We start from the raw sequence: 21,376 nt of genomic DNA, 5'->3' as shown, positions 1-21,376 counted from the left end.
AACAGAGCCACCATGCAGTACCGCACCATCGGGAACACCGCCGTCAGCGCCGTCGGCCTGGGCGCCATGCCGCTGTCCATCGAGCACCGCCCGGACGAGCAGCGCGCCATCGCCACCCTCCACGCCGCCCTGGACGCCGGGGTCACCCTCATCGACACCGCCGACAGCTACCACTGGCACGCCGGTGAGGAAGGACACAACGAGCTCCTCATCGCCCGCGCCCTGGCCGCCTACGGCGGCGACACCTCCGGCGTCCTGGTGGCCACCAAGGGAGGACGCGGACGCCCCGGCGACGGCAGCTGGACCGTCAACGGATCCCCGGACCACCTCAAGCGCGCCGCCGAGGCGTCCGCCAAGCGGCTGGGCGTCGAGGCCATCGGCCTGTACCAGCTGCACAAGCCGGACCCGACCGTCCCGTGGGCCGACTCCGTCGGGGCGCTGCGCGACCTGCTGGACGCCGGGACGATCCGCGCCGCGGGCCTGTCCAACGTGACCGCCGACCAGATCCGCGAGGCGCACGCGATCCTCGGAGACGGGCTGGCCTCCGTCCAGAACCGGTACTCGCCGGCGGTCCGCGACAGCGAGCCCGAGCTGCGGCTGAGCACCGAGCTGGGCCTGGCGTTCCTGCCCTGGAGCCCGCTCGGCGGCATCTCCCGCAGTTCCCTGGACGGCCCGTCCGGCTCGACCTCGGCGAACACGGCCTTCCACGACGTCGCCGCCGCGCACGGCGTCAGCCCCCAGCGGATCGCGCTGGCCTGGCTGCTGGCCCGCTCGCCGAGGGTGATCCCGGTGCCGGGCGCGAGCCGTCCGGCCTCCATCCAGGACTCGGCCGAGGCCGCCGACGTCGAGCTGAGCGCGGCGGACCTGGAGCGGCTCGAGGCCGCGCTGCCCAACTGAACCGGGCTGCGGCCCGGTCAGCGTCCGGTCGTCCCGTCGATCAGTTCGCGGAGGATGTCCGCGTGGCCCACGTGGCGGCCGGTCTCCTCGATCATGTGGGTGAGCGCCCACCGGACGCTGGGGGCGGGACGCCCCGGCCGGGGCCGGAGGACGGGTGCGCCGAGGTCGGCGCACCCGTCGAGCACGGCGTCCTGCCGCACTGGCTGGGCAGCGCCGACGGCGGCTCGGTCGAGCTCCTCATCCTGTTCGGCCTGCAAGGCGTCCGTTCGCACGTGCGCCCGGACGCCCGTCGCCCGTGACGGGAGCGGCCTCTTCCTCTTCCCGGGGGAAGAAGGGATGCTCGACGCTGATGCGGTCGGCGGCGGCGAGGATCTTCTCCATGTCGTCGACCGGCGGGTGGATCGCCCGGTTGATCAGCGTCTTGATCTCCTTGCCCTCGGCGCCCGACGCCATCACCTTCCGGTCCCAGCCACGCGTGAAGATCCCACCGGCGGCCCCCATGTCCAGGCAGGTGACGTAGGGGCTGGGGGTGAAGTCGCGCAGCGGCGTGCCGAGCAGGTCGGCCGCCGCGTTGTACCCGGCGACCTTGCCGAGCGGGGTGGCGTGCTGGCACGCCTGCATGACCGTGTGCTCGTCGTCGAACGGCGCGGCCGCGGTGTCCCCGGCGGCGAACACCTCGGGAAGGGCGCGGAGCCGCCGGTCGACCGGGACCCGGCCGAGGTGGTCGAGGTCGGCGGAGACCTGCCGGGTGAGCTCGCTGGCCCGCATCCCGACCGTCCAGACCACCGCGTCCGCGTCGACCTTGGTGCCGTCGGACAGGGCGGCGTACCCGTCGCCGACCTCCGTCACCGTCGTCCCGAGGCGGCGCTCGACGCCCAGTTCGTCCAAGGCGGCCTCGATGTGCGCGCGCGGCCCCGAGCCAAGCGCGTCCGCGACCACCTCGGACCGGTCCACCAGGAACACCCGGCCCCGGGCGGCCAACGCGGTCGCGGCCTCCAGGCCGGTGAAACCGGCGCCGACGACCACGGTGGCGACGTCCTCCCGGCCGCGCAGGTGGCCGGTGAGGCGCCGGGCTCCGTCGAGGGTGTCGATGTCGAAGAGCCGCTCGGCGCCGGGCAGGTCAAGCGGCCGGACGAGCCGACTCCCGGACGCCAGCACCAGCCGGTCGTACCCGACCTCCCGACCGTCGGCCACCACCACGTGGCGGGCGGTGTCGATCGTGCTCACCGACGCACGCAGGTGACGAACGCCGATCGGCCCGAGAACCCGACTCAGCTCCACCTTGGCCAGCTCGGGCTCCGGCTCGTAAAGACGCGGCCGCAGCACCAGGTGCTCGTTCGGCGCGATGAGCGTGATGCGCAACTTCACGTCCGTCGCGCCCGCCCGCTCGCGCGCCAACGCCGCACCCGCCGCACTCCACACACCCGCGAACCCGCCCCCGATGATCACAACATGCGCCATCGCAAAAGTCCCTTCTCCGTGTTGCCGCGCCCCACGAGGATCGGGGGCGGCAGGGAGACAAGACGGCGCCGTAAAATGTGACCGCCCTTGGACAGCAGGCCTCTGACCTACACGGGAATGCGTCGGCCTCGCCGAGATCGCGACGTCCTTACTCAGGCTCGCCGGGCAACGCCGAATGTCCGTTCGGGCACCGCCACACCCCGCCCGGCCGGACCTTGAACGCTCCACACTCGCCGCACACATGCGTCTGGGCGTCGAACTCCTCGGTTGCGGGCGGGGTGTTGCGCGTCCCGGTGACCCCTGACCCATCGCACGTCTCGCAGCGCAGCTCGATCCAGCTCCGGCCGGTCAGGACGAGCGACCCAACGCCGCGGCAGTCCGGGCACGGGGGATCGGTCCACGGGTCGTTCACTTGGGGATCCTCCCTGACCCACCGCAACGCGGGCACGTCACCCAACGTTCCGGCTTCCCGTTCTTGGCCACCCACCAGCCCCCGCTCCCACCGCAGTGCGGCTCGGTGCACTGCTTGGTGTCGCCCATGCCGCCACGCTAGGACGGAAGGCGTCGACGGTCTGCGCACCGAAGGGTGTGACAAATGTGGCCGCCGCCTCGAACATGCGCACCGAACGGGAGGCAGCACAGACGACAAGCCGTTTCGTCATGCCCGTCCCTCCCGGGCGCGGGCCGTCGCTCGCTCGAGGATGTCGCCGTACACGCGGGCGGCCTCGGGGTCCGCCTTCTTGCCGGCGCCCTGCTCGAACACCCCCGGCGCGGCGTCCAAGAACTTGTTGAAGGCCCACAGCGCGACGGCGAGGCGCTGATCATCCGTCAGGTGGTCGAAGCGCATGGACTCCGGGTCGGGCAGACCGTCCGGGATCTCACCCACGACGCACCGCCCCCGCACGGCGAGGCATGGTCACCGTGCCCCGTCCGAGGGGTGGGTGAGGAGGCTCCGGATCGCGACGATCGCGTCCGGGATCCGGTCGGCCTCGACCAGCGGGCCGAGCGGACCCCAGAACCACATCCGGTCGCCGTCGGACGGCCGCTCCCGGCACTCGACCCGGGCGGCCGCGCCGGGCCGCTCCGGATCCCGGACGACGATCCCGACCGCAGTCGGCTCCACACTCAGCCCTTGTCCGCGGCAGTGCATGCTCAGCGCGGCAAGGTGCTGCCGCACAAGAATGGGCCCGAGCACGGCGTAGGGCACGGGTTCGTGTTGGGCATCGCTTGGCCTCGGCTGGCGTGGCTGTGTCATGACGGACAGCGTTGTCGTCCGCACGTTCCGTGATGTTCCAAAGTGGTGCAGCGAGCTGCTTGCTGGTGGGGCGCGTCCGTGTTAGGTGCTCATTCGCGCGTGTAGGCGTCGCAGCGGTTCGGGCAGTGAGCGGCGGACGTCCACCAGGTGTGCCACCACGGACCGCGCGGTCGGGTGGAAGGTGACCATCTGGGGTGCGACCCGGTCGGCGCTCGCCAGCCGCTCGAGCGCCTTGCCGTAGTCGCCGACCTCGACGTGAACCCGGGACATGTCGATCTCGTGATGTGCGCGCCGCTCCGGCGGAAGCGCGGTCAGTGTTCGCTCGCCGATCTCGTGGTCCCGCCGTGCGGCCTCGTCCAGGTCGCCGAGCTCGACGGCGACGGCCGCGCCGTGGACGGCGACGTTCGCGGCCGTGAACTGGAGGTCGTGAACGGCCGCCCGCCTCGTCGAGGACTGGGCGCGGGTGACGGCCCGGCCGTAGTAGTCCCACGCCTGCGAACCGGCGTGCGGAGACCGTGCGGCGACGATCGCCGACCGCAGCTCCAGGGCTCCCGCCACCTCGTCGGCGTCGGACAGCGCCGGGTCGATCTCGGCGGCCGCACGGTCGAGCAGCGTCAACGCCGGACGGGTCTGGTCCATCGCCATCAGCAGGAGCGTCCGCGGCAGTGTCACCACGAGCGGCAGGTGCGGGTCCTGAGAACGGCGAGCGGCCTCCATCGCCCGGTCCATGAGTGCGAGCGCGTCGCCGGTGTACCCGAGTCGCCGCGCGAGGCTCACGGCGGCGTAGTGCCCCTTGGAGAGCAGCGCCCAGACGGCATGGTCGTCGGTCTCGTGGGCGTAGTACGTCAGCTCCTCCAGGACGCCGGGCAGCCTGCCACCGAGGCGGCTCAGCTTGGCGTCCAGCAGCAGGCGGCGAGCGGTCGCGACCTCTTCGGCGAGGACGTCGAGGCCGCGCGGCCGTCCGGCGAGTTCGGGGCCGACGTCCACGTATGCCAGAACACGCCTCAGCTCGGGGATCCACGTGTGGACGCGGTCGTCGTGGCCGCGCGCCCGGTAGGGCTGGCCGTACAACTCGCCCGGGTCCAGTCCGAGTGCGGCGGCAACAGCGGCGACGAAGGAGGGTATGGCAACCTTCTGTCCTGACTCGACCTGGGCGATGTGGCCACGCGAGTACCTGCTCTTGTCCGCCAGGCCATGTTGCGTGAGGCCGCGTCGCTTTCGCGCACGAGCGATGCGAACGCCGACGGTCTCCGGGGCGGCATCCTGAGTCATAGGGCTCTGCGCCTTCCTGAGTGGTCGCGCTCTCAGGCTACGGCGCAGGGGCTTTCGTCGTCAGGGGTTGGCGGACCGCCCAGTCGATCTCAGATGTGGGCGATGCGAGCCAGCTTTTCGGGGTTGGCGAGTCTGCGTAGGGTTGTGATCCGGCCGTCGGCGACCTCGATGGTGTCGAGCCAGACGAGGTTGCCGTCCTGGTAGGTCGCGAGGGCCGGGTGGCCGTTCACTTCGACGATCCGGAACGTATCGGGGCGCCTGATCTGGATCTGCCTGACCGCGAGCAGCGCGATCGTCTCGACGCCTCGGACCGGGCGGCGCGCGGCGGTCGCCTTGCCGCCGCCGTCGGCGACGTAGACGGCCTCGGGGTTCAGCAGCCTGATGAGGGTGGCCATGTCTCCCGCGTCGGCGGCCGCCTTGAACGCCCGGAGGACGCGTTCGGTCTCGGCCCGGGACGCCCGCGGTTCCTTCTGGACGGCGGCGACCCGCGCCCGCGCACGGGAGGCCAGCTTGCGGCTCGCGGCGGGCGTCCCGTCGAGCACCTCGGCGATCTGGGCGAACGGGAAGCCGAACACGTCGTGCAGCACCAGCGCGACGCGTTCGTCCGGGCTGAGCGACTCCATGACCACCAGCATCGCGGTGCCGACCATGTCGTCCACCAGCACCTGCGCGGCCGCGTCGGGCCCGGTCAGCAGGGGTTCGGGCAGCCAGGGGCCGACGTAGGACTCGCGGCGGACGCGGGCCGAATTCAGCACGTTGTACGACGTCCGGGCGGCGAGGGTCACGAGCCAGGCCCGCAGGTCCCGCACCTCGGAAAGGTCGGCGCCGGCGGCGCGCAGCCAGACGTCCTGCGTGACGTCCTCGGCTTCGGTGACGCTGCCGAGGATCCGGTAGGCGGCTCCGAAGACGGCGGGGCGATGCGCCTCCCAGTCGGCCTCCGCCAACGTGCCGGTCGGCTCCACGCGCGGCCTCCCAGTCCTCGGATCGGTGATCGGCCCATGGTGGCAGGCCACGGCGACCGGTATGAGACCGGTGTCCTGGAATCGGTGGCGATGATGATCTTCAGCGGGCTACGATTCCGGGCCGAATCGGGCCTAGCGGGAGCTTCTCATCAACACCGTCCAGCGTGCGTACTCGACCCTGTTCGCCGCCTCTGACCTGGAGGATTGGCGTCCGGTGCTGACCTCGGCACCCGACTGCTTCACCGAGGCGCTGTCCGAGGGGGCGTTGCCCAGGGAGGTCGTCGAAGCCGTCCTGGAGGACGGGCGCGCCGAGTCCCTCGCCTACCTGGCGCTGAACCAGGAACTCCTCGAGGACGACCCGGAGCTCCTTTCGCGCCTCGCCGCACTGGGCCTCTCCCAGGTCGCCAGGGCCGTCGTCCTCAACCAGCACGGCCACCGTTCAACGGAATGGTGGCTGCTGCGCGGATTCCGAGAACTGCTGGCCGCGGCGCGCCCGCATGAGGCCTGGACGGGCCCGGACGGCGCCCTTCCGAGACTGGAACACAGCTATCTGCGTTGGCGTCGCACCCTGGTGGTGTGCCCGATCGGCCGGTGGGCGCGCTCGACGCTCATCGAGATCACCTCCGACCTCACCCGCGCCGAGCAGCTCCGGGGACTGCTCACCGTCCATGACCACGACGGAGGCCTGGAACAGCTGGGAAATTTCGACCAGGACAGGTTCCGCCCGGCGGTCGCCGAGGTTCTCCGAACCGTCCTGGCCGGCGGTGACGTGACCGTGTTGCGCGAGGCGGTGGCCATCGCCGAGGGCACCGACGGGCTCATCGAGGAGCTGTACGAGCAGGAGACGATCCGCAACGTCCCGACGTTCGCCCTGGACATGCTGGGCCTGCGCGTCCAGGTCGACTGGGAGGCGCTAACGCGAGCGCACGCCGACCGTCCGTTCGGCGCGAACGCGCTCGCGACCTTGAGGTCGCGCCACGACTGCCCCGCGGAGCTGCACCCGCCCCTGCATCCCCTGAAGGCCGCCGCGAGCGACCCGGACCTTCCCGCGCTCGTCGCCAAGCATCTCGGCGACCGGGTGGAGGCGTGGCGCGCCGCCCGCGCCCGCCTGACCCGCTTCAAGGGGGAACTCGCCGACCTGCTGCCGGAGATCGGCGAGGAGGCCCCCGCCAAGGGACGCGCCGGAAAGACCGCCGCATGGCCGGGCGCGGGCGACCTGCCCGCCTGGGACGCCGTCGCCTCCGTCTCGGGAGCCCGCGCGAAGTTCCTGGCCCTGCTGGACGCCGCGTCCGTCGAAACACAGCTGAAGCTGCTCCGGCACCTGGACGACCGCACGGTCGCCGAGCTGTTCGGCCAGGGCACCTGGCATGATGACTGGCTCGACTTCGCCATGAAGGCGAGGCTGAAGCGGTACCGGTTCGCGCTGGCGCAGCGGCCCTCGCTCACCGCCGAGGCGATCGAGACGCTGATGGGCCGGGACGACCCGGCGATCAACGCCCGGCTCTTCCTGCGGACCGCCGCCACCGGAACCCAGCGCGAACGACTGCTGTCCGGGCGCCTGACCAAGGAACTGGTCGAACGCCTCCTGGAGCGCACGGGCGGGTTCCGTGCCCGCGACGCGGTCAGCTGCTCCAACACGGAACTACAGCGGCACATCCTGACCCTGGTGCGCGTCCGCGGGCTCGTCCCGCAGCAGCGTCTGATGCTGAACCTGTGGGAACGCGGCGGCGTCGCCGCAGTGCGCGACCTGCTGGAAAACGAGCCGAAGGGACGGAACTTCTCCCGCAACGTCATCCGTCCCGACTCGCGCCGGTTCTTCACCAAGCTGGTGAACGAGCCGGACGCCGACGCCGCGCTGGAGACGCTGCGCGCCACCGTCGCCACGGGTGAGACCGCCGAGGACCAGATCGCGATCCTCCGCATGCGCGGCATCCACCCGTCCGCGGAGATCTTCCGCGAGGCGCACCTGTGGCGATGGGACGAGCTCCTCGCCGAGCACCGGCGTGAACCGCTCGGCACGATCATCCTGCTCGGCCTGGCCGAGAACCCCGACTGCCCCCAAGAGTTCCGGGACGAGGCCGACCGGAACCGGTGGCGCTGGGTCGACTACGAGAACAAGGTCATCAGCGGTGACACACCGGAGGAGATCCTCGGGGTCGACGTCGACGCGCAGTCCTTGCTGAGCGGTGGTCTTGCCGGCAGCACGCGATCGTGGCTGGGCAAGGCCGTCCGGGCCGAGGCGGTGACCTGGGAGCAGGTGGCCGCCCTCGCCCGTCCGGCCGCTCTGGCGCTGGCCGCCGTGCCGGTCGAGGACGCCCGGGCGACCGTGGGCCCGCTGGTCCGCGAGCATCTCGACCCGTCCCGCGACACCTGGGTCCTCGCCCTGCACATGCTGCCGGACTTCACGGGCACCATCACCGAACTGTTCACCACCGCCGCGATCGCGACGGCCGCCACGCGCTAGCCCCACCGCCCTGCGTCCGCGCTCGCTCGCTCGCAGCGCGGACGCAGGTTGGTCTCAGCGGATGTCACCAGGTTTCGTGGTCGACTCCGGCCGTGACGATCCGGAGCGCGCTCAGGGCCGCGTACGGACGTTCGTGCGAGCTCAAACCGTCGCACGACGGCATCGGCAGCTTCGGGAGGAGCGCGAGCACCGCGTCGATCCGGTGCCGTCCGGCCGCGCGGATGAGCAGGTCCGCGATCGGGCCCTGCCGCTGCGCGGGCGGGATCAGCTCGATCTCGGCGTGCCTGCGGGCAAGGTCGGCGTCCTCGTCCGGTTCGTCGGGGGAGAGGCCGTTGCGCTCGGCCCATTCCCGCAGCAGGTCGGCCTGTCCGTGGTGGCGGAGGAGGGTCATCACCGTCCACTCGCCGAACCAGTCCTCCGCCTCACGCAGGACGCGGGAGGCCAGGTCGACGCGTCCCTTGCGCAGGAGGTAGGCGACGAAGGGGACTCCGGCGGTGTCGCCGGGGTCGCCGGTGCCCTCGTCCAGGAGCGCCAGCGCCTCGTCCTCTCGTCCGCACTCCAGCAGCGCCCAGACGACCGGCAGGCGGTGATCCCAGCCGTCGTGCAGGTCGCGAAGGGCCTCGCGGGCCCGCCGGAACCACCGGTCGGCCCGCTCCTGGTCGCCGAGCAGCGCGTACGCCCCGCCCACGGCGGCGGCGGCACGGGCCTGGCTGCCCTGCTCCGCCGGGTACCAGACCGGCTCGGCCCACCGCTCCTCGCAGGCCGCCGCGTGGTCGGCCAGGAGCGAACGCGCGCCGTCCGGCACCCCCTCGGACGCCAGGACCAGCGCGGCCTCGGCCGCCGTGAACGGGCGGCGGCGTCCCGTGGACGCTTCGACCAGCGCGCGCACGCCGTCCGGCTCGCCGCGCCTGGCCTGGAGGAGCGCGGCCTCGTGCAGGGCCGCGCCGGTCCAGGGGAGTGAGTCGGCGCCGTACTCGACGACCGTTTCGTGAAAGGCCCGGAACAGGTCGTCCACCGTGGACGGTCCGGGCGGCGGCCACTCCCCGTCCTCAGGCGCCGACGCGTCAGGATCGAGGCCGAGGAACGGCTCCAGCTTCTCGCGCAGCGGGCCATCGCCCTGAGCCGCCGCGGCGGACGCGTTGGGGAAGACGTCCAGCGGTCCCCAGTGGACGGGCCACGCGTAGCGGTGATCCACGGCCCACGCGAGGACCCCGGTCAGGTCGTCCTCGCGGCCGGGAGGCGCGATGACGGCGCCCTCCGGGAACGCGGCCGCCCAGGTCCGCTCGTCGAGCGCGAACGTCGGGTTGGGACCCGGCCGCATCTCCTCGCCATGGTCCTCGCCGTCCAGGAGCAGCGGGCGCGGCGCCGGGGGCTGGCGCAGCAGCGTGAAGTCGCCGACGACCTCGCCGGTGCCCGCGTGCATGAAGCGCAGGACGGTCGGACCGATCACCACGAGCACGTCGTCGACGCCCCACAGCAGCCCGGTCGCCTTCGCCGGTGCGTCGAACGCGCGGACGCGTCCGGCTCCCTCGTCGTCCATCGACCAGACCTCGACCCGTCCGTCCGCGGTGAGGAAGGCCGCGCGGTCACCGCCTGGCGCCCAGGCCCAGGTCGGAACCATCAGGTCGTGGCCCATGCTCTGGACGGTCACGTCGAGGTCGTGGCGGTGCCGGCCGACCGGGTCCACGATCGCGACGCGCGGGCGGTCGGAGTCGTGTCCGGCGGGGAGGATGACGGCGAGCCGCGTCCCCCAGGACAGGTACGCGCCGGTGGGCGACACGTCGGCGCAGACGGCGGCGTCCTGGCCGGTCGCCGCGTCCGCGATCACGAGTTCGCCGCCCCGGCGGTAGGCGAGACGCGTCTCGTCCCGGTTCCAGACGCCAGGCGACTGCGAGTGCTCCCTGTCGCCTTGGACGATCCAGGAGACTTCGCCGGATGCGACGTCGATCGAGCAGAGCCTTCCATCCCGCAGGCCCCCGTACAGGCGCTTCTCGTCGCGGGACCAGGACGGCCACTGGAGGACGAATCCCTCCTCGTCGTCCTCGACCTCCTCGTCCTCGTCGTAGTCCTCCTCCTCGTCGTGGTCCAGCGCCGGGACGGCCGTGGTCTCCAGACCGGGGAACCCCACGATCGAACCGAACGTGTCGGAGTCGTCGTCCATGGCGTACGCACGCAGCCCGCCCGGCGCGAACGCGAACGGATCGGGACGGCCGTTGAAGGTGAGGCGGACGGTCTCGGAAGGCTCGACGTCCGCGCCGAAGGGATCCCACACGCCGATGTTGTTGGACCGGTACATCACGGCCAGCCGGGTCTCGTCGGCCGACCACTGGAGCGTCCCGCCGTACCCGGGCCAGCCGATCCCGCCCACGATGCCGTCGATGACGTTGACGCAGCGGCCGGTGGCGACCTCCCAGATCTGCAGGGTGGCCCCGGCGTCATAGTCGTCGCCGCCGAAGTCGCCGACCGCGAGGTACCGTCCGGACGGGCTGAGCGCCTGCGCGGTGATCTCGACGCGATGGACGTCGGGATGGCGCAGCAGCGCCCCACGCTCGCGGATCCGCTCGGTCGCGAGCCGATGGGCCGCGCCGACGCCTTCGTCGCGTTCCAGCCGATTCAACGCCGTCCGCAGGGGGAGCAGGTCGCGCTCAGGCTCGAAGGCGGCCCAGTCCTGGGCCTCCAGCGCGTTCAGAACGGCGCGCCCCGTCGTGTCGGTGATCTTCATGTGCGGCGATGCTAGGGGGCCCCGCCGACGCTTTCGGGTCACTTTGCGAAAGCGGCTGGTCACCGGACGAAGGGCTGGAACCGGCGGCCGTGGGTGCACCTGACGGGTGCAGGCACGCCCCGGCGAAAGGCGGCATCCTGGAGGAATGGACCAGCGATCGGAGCTCGGCGAATTCCTGCGCACCCGGCGCGCCCGGCTGCGTCCCGAGGACGTGGGACTGCCCGACTACGGCGGACGGCGGCGCGTCCCCGGCCTGCGCCGGGAGGAGCTCGCGCAGCTCGCGGGCGTCAGCGCCGGGTACTACACCCGCCTGGAGCAGGGACAGAGCGCCAACGCGTCCGACGCGGTGCTCGACGCCGTCGCGCGCGTCCTGCGGCTCGATGAGGTCGAGCAGGCCCACCTGCACAGCCTGGCCCGCCACAGCCCGAGGACGGCCCGCCGTCCCCGTCCCGAGCGGCTGCGCCCGAGCGTGAAGCTGATGCTCGACGCGTTCGGCGACGTCCCCGCGCTGGTCGTCGGCCGCCGCGTGGACGTGCTGGCCTGGAACCGTCCGGCGCACGCCCTGCTCGCCGGGCACCTGCCCTATGAGGCGCCGGAGCGGCCCCGGCAGCGTCCCAACATCGCCCGCCTGGTCTTCCTGGACCCGCACACCCGCGAGCTGTACGCCGACTGGGAGGGCAAGGCCCGTGACACCGTCGCCGACCTGCGCATGACCGCGGCCGGCTTCCCGGACGACCCGGACTTCACCGAGCTCATAGGCGAGCTCACCCTGAAGAGCCCGGAGTTCGCGTCGCTGTGGGCGGCACACCCTGTTTCCAAGTGCATCCCTCCCGTCCGCGCCTTCCAGCACCCGCTCGTGGGTTCGATGACGCTGATCAACGAGCTCATGGAGCTGTCCCACGACCCCGGCCAGCGGATGGCGGTCTTCACGGCCGAGGAGGGCTCACCGTCGGCGGCGGCCCTGCAGCTCCTCGCGAACCTCAGCGCCGCGCCCCGCGAACGGCCCGCGGATGCCGACGTCCTCCAGCCCTGACCAGGTCAGCCAGGGAACCCGCGGACGGCCAGGCCGAGCGCAGCGGCCAAGTCGATCGTCTTGCGAGGCGTCGAGCACTGCCTGCCCAGGCCGGCCTCGTCGAGGCGGCCCGCGCGAGCCTGGAACAGGAACCGTGCCGCGGGATGCCGCCGCATGTCCTCCGTGCTGAGCCCGTCGGCCGCGCGGAGAACCGCCGTCACCAGCGCCGGAAGCGATGAGCGCAGCTCGGCCGCCCAGGTCTCGACCGTCTCGAGCCAGCCGCGCGTGGCGGCGTCGGACCGCGACGAGAACCGTGTGACCGCCTCGGCCAACTCCTGCCACGTGAAGTCGGGCCACGGCCTGGGTCTTGAGGACGGGCAACTGCCACTCACGCTTCACGATCGACCAGTGATCCGCGCGGGCCGCCACCGAGTGCACGGTGAAGCCGGGGACGCAGAGCGCGGTCAGGTTCCAGCCGTGGCATGCGCCGGTGTCCAGGCCGAAGATCCGGCCGTCGCGGGTCAGCGGCTCGGGCCCGGTCACGTGATGGCCGAACACGACCGGCTTCGCGTCGGTGTAGTGGTCGTGCCAGTGCCCGTGCGGGAAGAGCGCGGCGAGCTCTCGTTCGCCGCTGGTCGAGCCGCAGAGGATCTCCGCCTTCTGGTCGGCCAGGGGAACTCCGGACAGCATCGCCGCGTGCACCACACGGATGTCGTCGGTCTCGAAGGAGTACGGCAGCGTCCGCATCCAGTCGACCGTCTCGGCGTAGTCGTCGCCGAGTTGCAGGCGGGTGATCTCCTGCGCGTAGGAGAAGATCCCGCGCACGTGCTTGCGTTCATGGTTGCCCATCACGGCGACCGAGTTCGGACGCTCGCGGAAGAGCCGGACCACCTCGCCGGGAGACGGCCCGCGATCGACCAGGTCACCTACGCTGACCAACAGGTCGTCCGGCTGGAGGCCGACCTTCTCCAGCAGTTCGATCAGCTCGTCGAAGCAGCCGTGGATGTCGCCGATGATGATGGTCCGCCGCACCCGGGGGAGCCTAGGCAGGCGCCGAATCGGCACGCAAAGGAATATCCGGCGCCGGGAGGACCTTCCACAGCGGATCACCGGGAATGTCCGCGTGCGCGTCTAGGGTGACGGCCATGGAACGTCCCCTTCCGGACCTCTACGCGGACGCCGTCGGTGAACAGCGCGAGCTGCTGTGGCGGCGGCTGGAGCGGGTGTGGGCCGCGGCGAACGCCGGTGACCGCCCGGCCCTGCGCGACCTGGCCGAGGAGATCCTCGACCAGATCAAGCGGGCCGACGACCTGACGATCGGCAACTTCGAGCCGCACATCGGCGACATCCTCACGGAACTCGACGCGGTGTACGACGTCGGTTTCCCGGCGAGCCGTCCGGACGACATCACCGACATCCTGACCACCCCATGGCCGTCGGCGCGCCGAAAGGCCCGGCTCGCCGCGTACCTCGGGGTCGACGTCCGGCACCGGCTCCAGCTCGACGAGCTGGCCGAGCGCGCCGTCGCCGCCGCCGACGTCCGCCTGCTGCGGCTGCTCGTCCTCAGCCCGCTGGGCACCCTGCGGAGGGAGACCGTGGCGCAGGTCCTCAACGCCCTCCACCAGTCCGACGCCGTGGACACCCTGTACGACGCCATGGACGACGCCGTGGTCGAGCGGGCCTTCGCCAACGACCCCTACCTCGGCAAGGCCATCGCGGGACCACCGCCACTGCCCTGCGCGGACGCCGTCCGTGACCATGTGGACGAGCTGACCTGGCGCCTCGTCAACGCCTCGCCCTCGACCGGCTGGGACGCCCTGCCCAAAGCACCAGCCCCGCGCGGCCTGCGGTTCGTCCAGGTGGCGCTGAGCTGGCAGGGCGACCGTCACGTCTCCGACCACCTCGGCGTCGCGGACCTGACGGACGCCGAACGCGCCGCCCTGCTCGACCTGCTGCGCGACCTGCCCGACGAGGATCGGCGCCGGGCCTTCGACTGGCGGCTGCGCGCCGGTGACGCCGACGCGCTCCTGCCGTTGTTCGGCCTCGAAGGGGCGACCTCGCTGTTCCACCTGATCCAGGCGATGCCGTCCGACGAGGTCGTCCGGCAGGACCGGGCCGCGTTCCTCGCCGCGATCGAGGAGGCGGGCGAGGACGCCGCCGGACGCCTGCTGAGGCTCGTCCCGAACGAGCTGGCGTCCGCGGTCACCGGTTCGAACCGCGCTCAGGTGCTGAAACGCGTGAAGAACAACGCGCTGCAGGGCCTCGCCGCATTCGGCATGCTGCCGCTCGCCCCGGACGAGACCGTCCTGGACCGCTATCTGGTGCTGCGCGAGTCCGCGAAGAAGGGGCTCAAACTCGGCCCGAACCGCAGGCACAGCCACGCCGCCGCGGTCTCGGTCGCGCTCGACCACCTCGCGCAGGTCGCCGGTTTCCCGGACGCGAGCCGCCTCGAATGGGACTGCGAGGCCCGCATCGCCACCGGCACCACCACCGAAGCGCGGGTCGGCGACTACTCGATCGCCTTGCGGTTCGAGGGCGCCGAGCCGGTGATGACGGTCAGCCGGGCAGGAAAGGCGCTGAAGTCGGTACCGTCCGCCGTCCGCACCGACCCCGCCTACAAGGAACTACGCGAATCTCAGAAGCTCCTCCAGGACCAGGCGCGCCGCATGCGAACCGGCCTGCTGGAGCGGCTCGTCGCCACCTCCGCCCCGCTCGTGCCGGACGAACTGACCCGGCTCCTGTCGCTGCCCGTCGGCGCCGCGATGCTGCCCGGCCTCCTCTGGCAGGACGAAGCGGGCGCGATCGGCCTGCTCGACCAGGTCGACACGAGCGGCCCGGTCACCGCCGTCCATCCCTTCGACCTGCACGAACGACGCGAACTCGACGACTGGCAGGCGGAGATCGCGCGCCGTCGCCTCACGCAGCCGGTCAAGCAGGTGTTCCGGGAGCTGTACTACGTCACTCCGGAGGAACGCGAAGCGGGCGACGTGTCGCATCGCTTCGCGGGCCGGACGGTCGACGGCAAGGTCGCGGGCCAGTTGCTGGCCGGACGGGGCTGGTTCACGCACGGCGAGTACGACTCCTACCAGGCGACCCGTGCCGCCGGCGGCGACCTGATCGCCGCCCTGCGCTGCGACTTCCGCGGCTTCTTCGGGATGGGGGAGGTCCACGTCGGCGAGATCCGCTTCCTGACCGGCGGACGCCGCGCCCCCGGCCGCTACGGCGCCCCAACAGGATCCGGCGGCGCCCCGATACCGCTCGTGGACGTCCCGCCCGTCGCGTTCTCCGAGGTCATGCGCGACCTGGACCTGATCGTGTCGGTCGCCGGAACCGAGCAGACCCCATCCACCCCGAACCAGTTCGACGACCCCATTCCTTAGCGCACCGCCCCCTTCACGCCTCGGACGGCGTCCATACAAGGTGGACAGAGAACCGGCAGGGGAGAGGAACCTGAACGTGATGAGACCCGATCTGATCGGCAGGGCGCGAGGCGGGGACGGCGAGGCCTTCCAAACGCTGACCGAACCGCACCACCGCGAACTCCTCGTCCACTGCTACCGGATGCTCGGTTCCTTCCAGGACGCCGAGGACGCCCTCCAGGACACCCTGCTGTCCGCCTGGCGCGGCCTCGCCGGGTTCGACGGACGCGCCTCGCTCCGCACCTGGCTCTACCGGATCGCCACCAACACCTGCCTCAGCGCGCTCCGCGCGGCGAACCGTCGTCCCGCCAAGCACGCGGACCTCCCCACCTTCGACCTCCCGGAACCGACGAGGCTCGGCGAGATCGTCTGGCTCCAGCCCTACCCGGACGCCCTACTCGAAGGCACCATCGCCCGCCCGCCAGGCCCGGAAGCGCGCGCCGAACAGGCCGAGGCCGTCTCCCTGGCCTTCGTGACCGCCCTCCAGCTCCTGCCACCCCGCCAGCTCGCCGTCCTCATCCTGCGAGACGTCCTGGACTTCCCGGCCGCCCAGGTCGCCGACATGCTCGACACGTCCGTCGACTCGGTCAAGAGCGCCCTCAAGCGCGCACGCGCGGGACTTCGGGAACACCAGTCCACCGACCATGAACCGCCCCCACCGCCAGGCTCGCCCACCGAGGACACAATCGTCGCGAAGTTCGTCACCGCCTTCGAGTCCGCCGACGTCGACGCGCTGGTCGGACTCCTGACCGACGACGTGTTCATCTCGATGCCGCCGCTGCCCCTGGAGTACGAGGGCCTGGACGTCGTCGCTCGCTTCTGCGCCAACGTCTTCTCCAACGGCCGCCGCTTCGACCTCGTCCCGTCCCGGGCCAACGGCCAGCCCGCGTTCGGCATCTACCTGCGCACGGCATCCGGCATACGCCATGGCACAGGCCTGTTCGTCCTCACCCTCGCGGGCCCCCGCATCCGCGCCATGGCCCGCTTCGAGAACACCATGCTCCCCGCCTTCGGCCTCCCACGCTCCCTCCCACCCCGCTGAACCCCGGCAAGGACGACTGTCTCGCCCAGCTCAAGAACGTGGTGATGGAATTCGCCCGGACCGGCGACCCCGGCCGACTCTGACCGCTGAGGAGGAAAGGAGAACCTCGTACGCTGGAATCTCCGCCTGAAGGCCGCCGAGAGAGGGCACGATCGAGCACCCCGACCTGCGCGACCAGCACTCCAGTTCCTGAACCCGCCCCCTCAGACACCCTCACCACGAGGCACCCCTGCTCGGGTTCGCCACCGAAGAGGCTTCAAATTCCCGAACCGGCTCTCGTCTCGCTCTACGGCGCGGGCGTGAACCCCGGCGGCGGCTCCGGCCAGGACAAGCGGCTCGCGGACCCGGACGAGATCTGGTGCGACGGGAACATCCGGTGCACGCAGTTCCCGAGACTACGCCTCACGTAGGATCGCTGGGGTGCGAACCCTGGTGCTTTGGGACGTCGACCACACCCTGCTCAGCATCGGAGACTTGAGCGGCCAGATCTACGCCGAAGTCTTCGAGGACGTCACCGGCCGGCCAATGCAGCAGCTCGCCGACATGACCGGCCGCACCGACCGAGCCATCATCACCGCAACTTTGAGACTTCACGGCATCGAGCCGACCGAAGACCTGGTCGTCAGGTTCGCCACCGCCCTCGGACGGGCGTTCGACGCCCGTCGCGCGGACCTCGCGGCACGCGGCAAGGAACTGCCCGGTGCCCGAGCCGCGCTCGCAGCGCTCACACGCCAACCCGTCATCCAGTCGCTGCTGACCGGAAACATGGAGCCGATCGCCCGCTGCAAGCTCGCTGCGTTCTGCCTGGGCGAATTCGTCGACTTCAGCGTCGGCGCCTACGGGCTGGACGATGCCGAGCGACCTCCGCTGGTCAGGTTGGCCAGGAAGCGAGCCGAGGCCAAGTACGAGCAGCCCTTCGATGAGTACAGCACCGTCCTGATCGGCGATACGCCACTGGACGTCACCGCGGGGCACGAGGGCGGTGCGCGCGTCGTCGCTGTGGCAACGGGAGCCAGCGATTCCGACGAGCTGCGCTCAGCGGGCGCGGAGATCGTCCTCGCTGATCTCACCGACACGGGCGCGGTTGTCCGGGCGGTGCTGAGGGCTACTCAGCGCTGATCGACTCGACCAGGTGCTGCACGAGCGGGGAGTCGAATGGCCGCATCTTGTCGATCAGCTCACGGAACCGTTCGCCAACGCGCGCGGAACCGATTTGTACAGCAAGGCTGTTCGCTTCGACAGCCGTGGAGACGGCGGCCTCCAGGTCGCCATCGAGTAGATAGGCGGTGGCGAGTCGCGTCTTGTAGTGGGCCAAGTCGCGGACATGGTCTGGGGCCGTGGACTCAACAAGTTCAACTGCGCTGGTCAGCGTGGTGATTGCCTCGCGCGGCCTCTGTAGATCGAGGTAGCAGGCGCCGGCCTGCGCGGTGACCTCGATGTCGGTGACGTAGGTGGTCCAATGTGGCTCCCCGTCGGCCTCCCTGTCCGCGTAGGCGGCCTGCGACAGGTCGAGTTGACGACGGCATGCGTCGTCCTCACCGAGGCGGGCATGGGCCCGTGCGACGCGCGTGTGTAGGACGGCCCGCGTTCGAGGTGTCGCCGCCCCGTTCGCCAGCGCGGCGGCCGTATCAGCGAGTGACAGGGCTCGGCGCGGCTGGTCGCGGTAGAGGGCGTGGAGGCTCATGTAGCCCATGGCATGGGCTGCGAGCGCGGTGTCGTCGGCTTCGTGGGCGGCGTAGACCGTGGCGGCGAGGTGCCGACTGGCAGCGGAGTGCTGGTTGGCGTCGATCGACAGCCATCCGGCCATCTGTGTGAGCCCGGCGAGGGCGGCGTGAAGGCGCTGCTCAACGCTCGGCAGGGTGGGTTCGGCCAGCAGCGCAGTCGCGTGGTTGACCTGGTCGGCGATCAGGCTCACCAGTTCGTTGCCGCCGAACGCGTCGTCGAACCGGTAGAGGCGTGCCAGCAGGGCCTCGACGTGGTCGATGCCGAGGCGTGGTGCTGTGGTTGTCGGGCTTGTGATGGCTGGGCGTTGCAGCAGCATGGTCAACGGGGAGACGTCGTCCAGATCGGGAGCGAAGAGCTGTTCCACAGGGATGGCGAACGCGCTCGCGTAGGCGCTGGCCCAGTCCCGAGGGAAGTGGCGGCCTTTCTCCCACTCGCGGATCTGCCGGGCGAGGCTGTCGATTGCGCCGTGCTGATGACCAGCAGCTGCCTGGAGCTGCCTGGCCATCTCCTTCTTGCTCCAGGCGCGCGCCTCGCGTTCGGCCTGAAGTCGCCGAGCCCAAGTTGGGCGATCGTTCGGGGTCATCGGCGTGCACCATTCGCTGATTCCCTGAGGGGGGAGACGAGAGTCGCCCCCAGTATCCGCCTATCGCACTGTGTGCACATGGCGTTTCATTCGGGATGTGGGCGCGCACCGTCCGCCAAGCCCGACCCTGTGCGGAAGGGACACCGGCTCACCACCCACGGAACACTTCTCGCACTCGGCACCAAGGCCCTCGCCAAACGCACCGTGAAGGTCTACTTCCAAGCCTGCGGATCCAAGAAATGGGTCGCCATGGCCACCGTCCGGACCGACGCCCACGGCGCCTTCACTCGAACCTTCACCGCCAAACAAGACGGCACCTGGCACGCGGTCTTCACCGGCGATGCTCTCGACCTGCCCGGGAACGCCGCCGACTACGTGGACGTCCGCTGATCAGCCAGTGGCTGACCCCTGGGGACACTGAGGTGGGCGAAATGCGGCGTCGAGGCCGGTGCGCAGGGCGTCGGCCCCGGACCTCGAGATCCAGAGCTCAGGGTGTCCACGTTCCAGGCTGAAGGCCTCTCGGCGCGTGATCTCGTCTCCCAGCTTCCGAATCGGCAGCGGCGTGTTGGGCTCTTCATGCAAGTGCTGCGATGAGGCCGTCCAAGTTGCTGAGGTCGGTCAGGGCCACCTCGGCTCCTGCGAACCTCAGCTCTGCGGGGGTGCTGCTGCCCGAGGCGACGGCGACGATCCGGGCACCGCCTTGACGGGCGGTCGTTACGTCGCTGGGGGTGTCTCCGATCAGGATGGTGTTGGTCGAGTCAAAGGTTGTGCCGTATCGGGCTGCTGCGCGTTGCTGTGCGATTCTCACTAGGTGAGGCCGCACGGCGTCGTCCGAGCCGTATGCGCCAGCCTCGAAATCAACGTGTTCGTCCAGCCCGAATGCTGTCAGCTTTGTTTCGGCGACCGGGCGGATGTTGCCGGTGAGCACCGACTGCACGATGGTCGTGTCCTTCGCCAAGGCGGCCAAGGCTGCGGCAGCACCGGGGAGGGCTCGGCCTCGTTTCCGCATTTCCTCGATCTGATCCTGGTATCCTTCGGCCAGCTGGGTGGCGAACGTGTCGAACAACTCGGTGGTGATCGGGACGCCATGGAGTTCGGCCGTTTCGCGGAAGATATCAGGCTCGGTGCGTCCGCTGACCTCGGCCATCGCCCCCATGGGTCGTCCGGTTGCATTGGCGAAAGCGTCCGCGAAAACCTTGCGTCCGACTCCGCCGGTCTCCATCAGAGTGTGGTCGACGTCCCAGAGGACCAGACGGACGAGCGGCGGGTTTGCCATGTCGGAGGTCCCTTCGGAGGCTTAGGTTTGTCCTATGGCAGCAGGCTTGCCGGAGAGCTCGATCGGCGATCGTATTCGGTTCTACCGCCAGTCCCGCAGGAAGACCCAAGCGGTGCGCGCCGTCCGAGCGGTGCGCCACGCTGGGTGTTCGTGCCCACGCCGGAACAGCTCGAGCTTCCCGAGTCCGTGGACGACCTGGAGGGGTGGCTCGTGGCGATGCTGCGGACGGCCCCGGACGACGCGCTGGCCTCCGCCCTGGACCAGGCCGAGACCATCGCTGCCGAGCGGTTCAGCGGCGAGCAGATCGTCGAAGCACTCCGGCGAGTGCTCGCCACCGAGCTACGCCGGTAGGGCGGAGACGAGCGCTAATACCGCTGCGCGTACCACGTCGGTGGCTCGCCGAACATGCTCTTGAAGTCGCGGACGAAGTGGCCCTGGTCGGCGTAGCCGAGGTCCGCCGCCAACCCGGCCCAGTCGATCGCCCCGCCGGCGGCCATGCGTGCGGTCACTTCGTGCAGGCGGTAGCGGCGGATCACCCACTTGGGCCCGATGCCGACGTACTCCGCGAACAGCCGTTGCAGCCCCCGCACGCTCAGCCCCAGCTCGTCGGCGAGGCGCTCGACCCTGGTCACCGTCTTGTCCTCGGCGATCAGCTCGACCGCGGCCGTCGCCTGGCGCACCCGGGAGTCGTCGTCCGGCAGGTGTCTCAGCAGGAACGCGTCCACGGACGGCACGTCGAGCACCGTGGGCAGATCCGGGCCGAACACCTCGGTCGCCGGAACGACACGGTCGGTGATCGTCGAGACGGAGGCCTTGAGGAACGGGCGGAAGCCGCCCGGCCGGAACGCGACGCCGAAGACGTGGTCGTGGCCCTCGAGAACCTTGATCTGGTATCCGCTGCACACGCCGCTGACGTCCGCGCGGACGCCGCCGAACGACAGGTGCACCCTCGGATACGGCACGATCTTCTGCCGGTAGGGCTCGGCGTAGTCCCAGCGAGCCTCCCAGTAATGCTCCACCCATGGCGCGAGCACTGGCGACGGGCTGTGAAACGTGTGGCGCTGATACCTGGTCCACGCACTCCGCAGCTCACGAACGTCCCGTCCCACACGGCAGAGTTTATGTCGCCTTTGTTCAATACCCTTCCGGCCCGCGCCGCCTAAGGGTTGTCCCGTAACGGTCGGGTGCTGTGCGCGATGATCTTGGTGTGGAGCGGGTGTTCTGTGCGGATGACCAGGTGTGGGTGCCGACGTTCACGGGGTTGTCGGTTCGGCAGTTCCGTCGTC

18 protein-coding genes and 1 pseudogene are annotated in these 21,376 nt (G+C 70.8%); 8 read left to right on the top strand and 11 right to left on the bottom strand.

Annotation, left to right across the window (positions count from 1 at the left end; all coding sequences use genetic code 11):
• The first annotated feature begins 12 nt into the window (after nt 1–12).
• Nucleotides 13–897: an aldo/keto reductase gene (locus tag EBO15_RS11370; protein ID WP_122194314.1), complete on the top strand. Its 885-nt coding sequence runs from the start codon at nt 13–15 to the stop codon at nt 895–897.
• A 17-nt stretch (nt 898–914) separates the two neighbouring features.
• Here EBO15_RS11370 and EBO15_RS11365 read toward each other — a convergent pair.
• The 6 genes and pseudogenes from EBO15_RS11365 to sigJ form a co-directional block, all read right to left on the bottom strand.
• Nucleotides 915–1,091, bottom strand: a pseudogene (locus tag EBO15_RS11365) (mycothiol transferase); the annotation flags it as partial.
• A 43-nt stretch (nt 1,092–1,134) separates the two neighbouring features.
• Nucleotides 1,135–2,358 (bottom strand): NAD(P)/FAD-dependent oxidoreductase, encoded by a 1,224-nt coding sequence (locus EBO15_RS11355; RefSeq protein WP_122194313.1) that lies wholly within the window; start codon nt 2,356–2,358, stop codon nt 1,135–1,137.
• Between the two features lie 658 nt (nt 2,359–3,016).
• The gene (locus EBO15_RS11345) at nt 3,017–3,244 is read right to left on the bottom strand and encodes a hypothetical protein (protein ID WP_147481454.1); all 228 of its coding nucleotides are present in this window, start codon (nt 3,242–3,244) and stop codon (nt 3,017–3,019) included.
• 30 nt (nt 3,245–3,274) lie between these two features.
• Entirely contained in the window at nt 3,275–3,481 is a 207-nt protein-coding gene (locus tag EBO15_RS11340) for a hypothetical protein (RefSeq protein WP_122194310.1), read from the bottom strand.
• 213 nt (nt 3,482–3,694) lie between these two features.
• Entirely contained in the window at nt 3,695–4,885 is a 1,191-nt protein-coding gene (locus tag EBO15_RS11335) for a helix-turn-helix domain-containing protein (protein WP_122194309.1), read from the bottom strand.
• 89 nt (nt 4,886–4,974) lie between these two features.
• On the bottom strand, nt 4,975–5,847 hold the full coding sequence (gene sigJ, locus EBO15_RS11330) for an RNA polymerase sigma factor SigJ (RefSeq protein WP_122194308.1): 873 nt from the start codon (nt 5,845–5,847) through the stop codon (nt 4,975–4,977).
• 214 nt (nt 5,848–6,061) lie between these two features.
• Between sigJ and EBO15_RS11325 the strand changes: the two genes are divergently transcribed.
• Nucleotides 6,062–8,311 carry a hypothetical protein gene (locus tag EBO15_RS11325; RefSeq protein WP_122194307.1) on the top strand — a complete coding sequence of 750 codons (2,250 nt, stop codon included), beginning with the start codon at nt 6,062–6,064 and terminating at the stop codon, nt 8,309–8,311.
• 64 nt (nt 8,312–8,375) lie between these two features.
• Here the strand turns inward: EBO15_RS11325 and EBO15_RS11320 are convergent, their stop codons facing one another.
• Nucleotides 8,376–11,033 carry a WD40 repeat domain-containing protein gene (locus tag EBO15_RS11320; RefSeq protein WP_122194306.1) on the bottom strand — a complete coding sequence of 886 codons (2,658 nt, stop codon included), beginning with the start codon at nt 11,031–11,033 and terminating at the stop codon, nt 8,376–8,378.
• Nucleotides 11,034–11,178: 145 nt separating this feature from the next.
• Between EBO15_RS11320 and EBO15_RS11315 the strand changes: the two genes are divergently transcribed.
• Nucleotides 11,179–12,066: a helix-turn-helix transcriptional regulator gene (locus tag EBO15_RS11315; RefSeq protein WP_122194305.1), complete on the top strand. Its 888-nt coding sequence runs from the start codon at nt 11,179–11,181 to the stop codon at nt 12,064–12,066.
• On the opposite strand, the gene EBO15_RS11310 is transcribed toward EBO15_RS11315, so the two are convergent.
• Nucleotides 11,977–13,077, bottom strand: a complete 1,101-nt coding sequence (locus EBO15_RS11310; RefSeq protein ID WP_199744470.1) for a metallophosphoesterase family protein — start codon at nt 13,075–13,077, stop codon at nt 11,977–11,979. The two genes, EBO15_RS11315 and EBO15_RS11310, sit on opposite strands and share 90 nt — an antisense overlap.
• 113 nt (nt 13,078–13,190) lie before the next feature.
• On the opposite strand from EBO15_RS11310, the gene EBO15_RS11305 reads away from it, so the two are divergent.
• The 3 genes from EBO15_RS11305 (at nt 13,191) to EBO15_RS11295 (ending at nt 17,625) form a co-directional block, all read left to right on the top strand.
• Complete coding sequence (locus EBO15_RS11305; RefSeq protein ID WP_122194304.1) at nt 13,191–15,425, top strand: DUF4132 domain-containing protein; 2,235 nt, start codon at nt 13,191–13,193, stop codon at nt 15,423–15,425.
• Nucleotides 15,426–15,504: 79 nt separating this feature from the next.
• The gene (locus EBO15_RS11300) at nt 15,505–16,506 is read left to right on the top strand and encodes a sigma-70 family RNA polymerase sigma factor (protein ID WP_199744469.1); all 1,002 of its coding nucleotides are present in this window, start codon (nt 15,505–15,507) and stop codon (nt 16,504–16,506) included.
• Between the two features lie 420 nt (nt 16,507–16,926).
• On the top strand, nt 16,927–17,625 hold the full coding sequence (locus EBO15_RS11295) for an HAD family hydrolase (protein ID WP_199744468.1): 699 nt from the start codon (nt 16,927–16,929) through the stop codon (nt 17,623–17,625).
• Here the strand turns inward: EBO15_RS11295 and EBO15_RS11290 are convergent.
• A complete protein-coding gene (locus EBO15_RS11290; protein WP_147481453.1) occupies nt 17,612–18,814 on the bottom strand; it encodes a helix-turn-helix transcriptional regulator in 1,203 nt (400 codons plus the stop codon). The genes EBO15_RS11295 and EBO15_RS11290 overlap by 14 nt on opposite strands.
• Before the next feature lie 129 nt (nt 18,815–18,943).
• Between EBO15_RS11290 and EBO15_RS11285 the strand changes: the two genes are divergently transcribed.
• On the top strand, nt 18,944–19,204 hold the full coding sequence (locus EBO15_RS11285; protein WP_122194300.1) for a hypothetical protein: 261 nt from the start codon (nt 18,944–18,946) through the stop codon (nt 19,202–19,204).
• Nucleotides 19,205–19,388: 184 nt separating this feature from the next.
• On the opposite strand, the gene EBO15_RS11280 is transcribed toward EBO15_RS11285, so the two are convergent.
• A complete protein-coding gene (locus EBO15_RS11280; protein WP_122194299.1) occupies nt 19,389–20,090 on the bottom strand; it encodes an HAD family hydrolase in 702 nt (233 codons plus the stop codon).
• A 150-nt stretch (nt 20,091–20,240) separates the two neighbouring features.
• Between EBO15_RS11280 and EBO15_RS11275 the strand changes: the two genes are divergently transcribed.
• Nucleotides 20,241–20,441, top strand: coding sequence for a hypothetical protein (locus tag EBO15_RS11275; protein ID WP_199744467.1), 201 nt, complete (start codon nt 20,241–20,243; stop codon nt 20,439–20,441).
• Nucleotides 20,442–20,455: 14 nt separating this feature from the next.
• Here EBO15_RS11275 and EBO15_RS11270 read toward each other — a convergent pair whose 3' ends face one another.
• On the bottom strand, nt 20,456–21,199 hold the full coding sequence (locus tag EBO15_RS11270; protein ID WP_325051895.1) for a helix-turn-helix domain-containing protein: 744 nt from the start codon (nt 21,197–21,199) through the stop codon (nt 20,456–20,458).
• Nucleotides 21,200–21,376: the final 177 nt, after the last annotated feature.

The sequence above is a fragment of the Actinomadura harenae genome (assembly GCF_003696215.1).
GTDB classification, from domain to species: domain Bacteria; phylum Actinomycetota; class Actinomycetes; order Streptosporangiales; family Streptosporangiaceae; genus Spirillospora; species Spirillospora harenae.
This window is presented reverse-complemented; position numbering and strand designations above follow the sequence as displayed.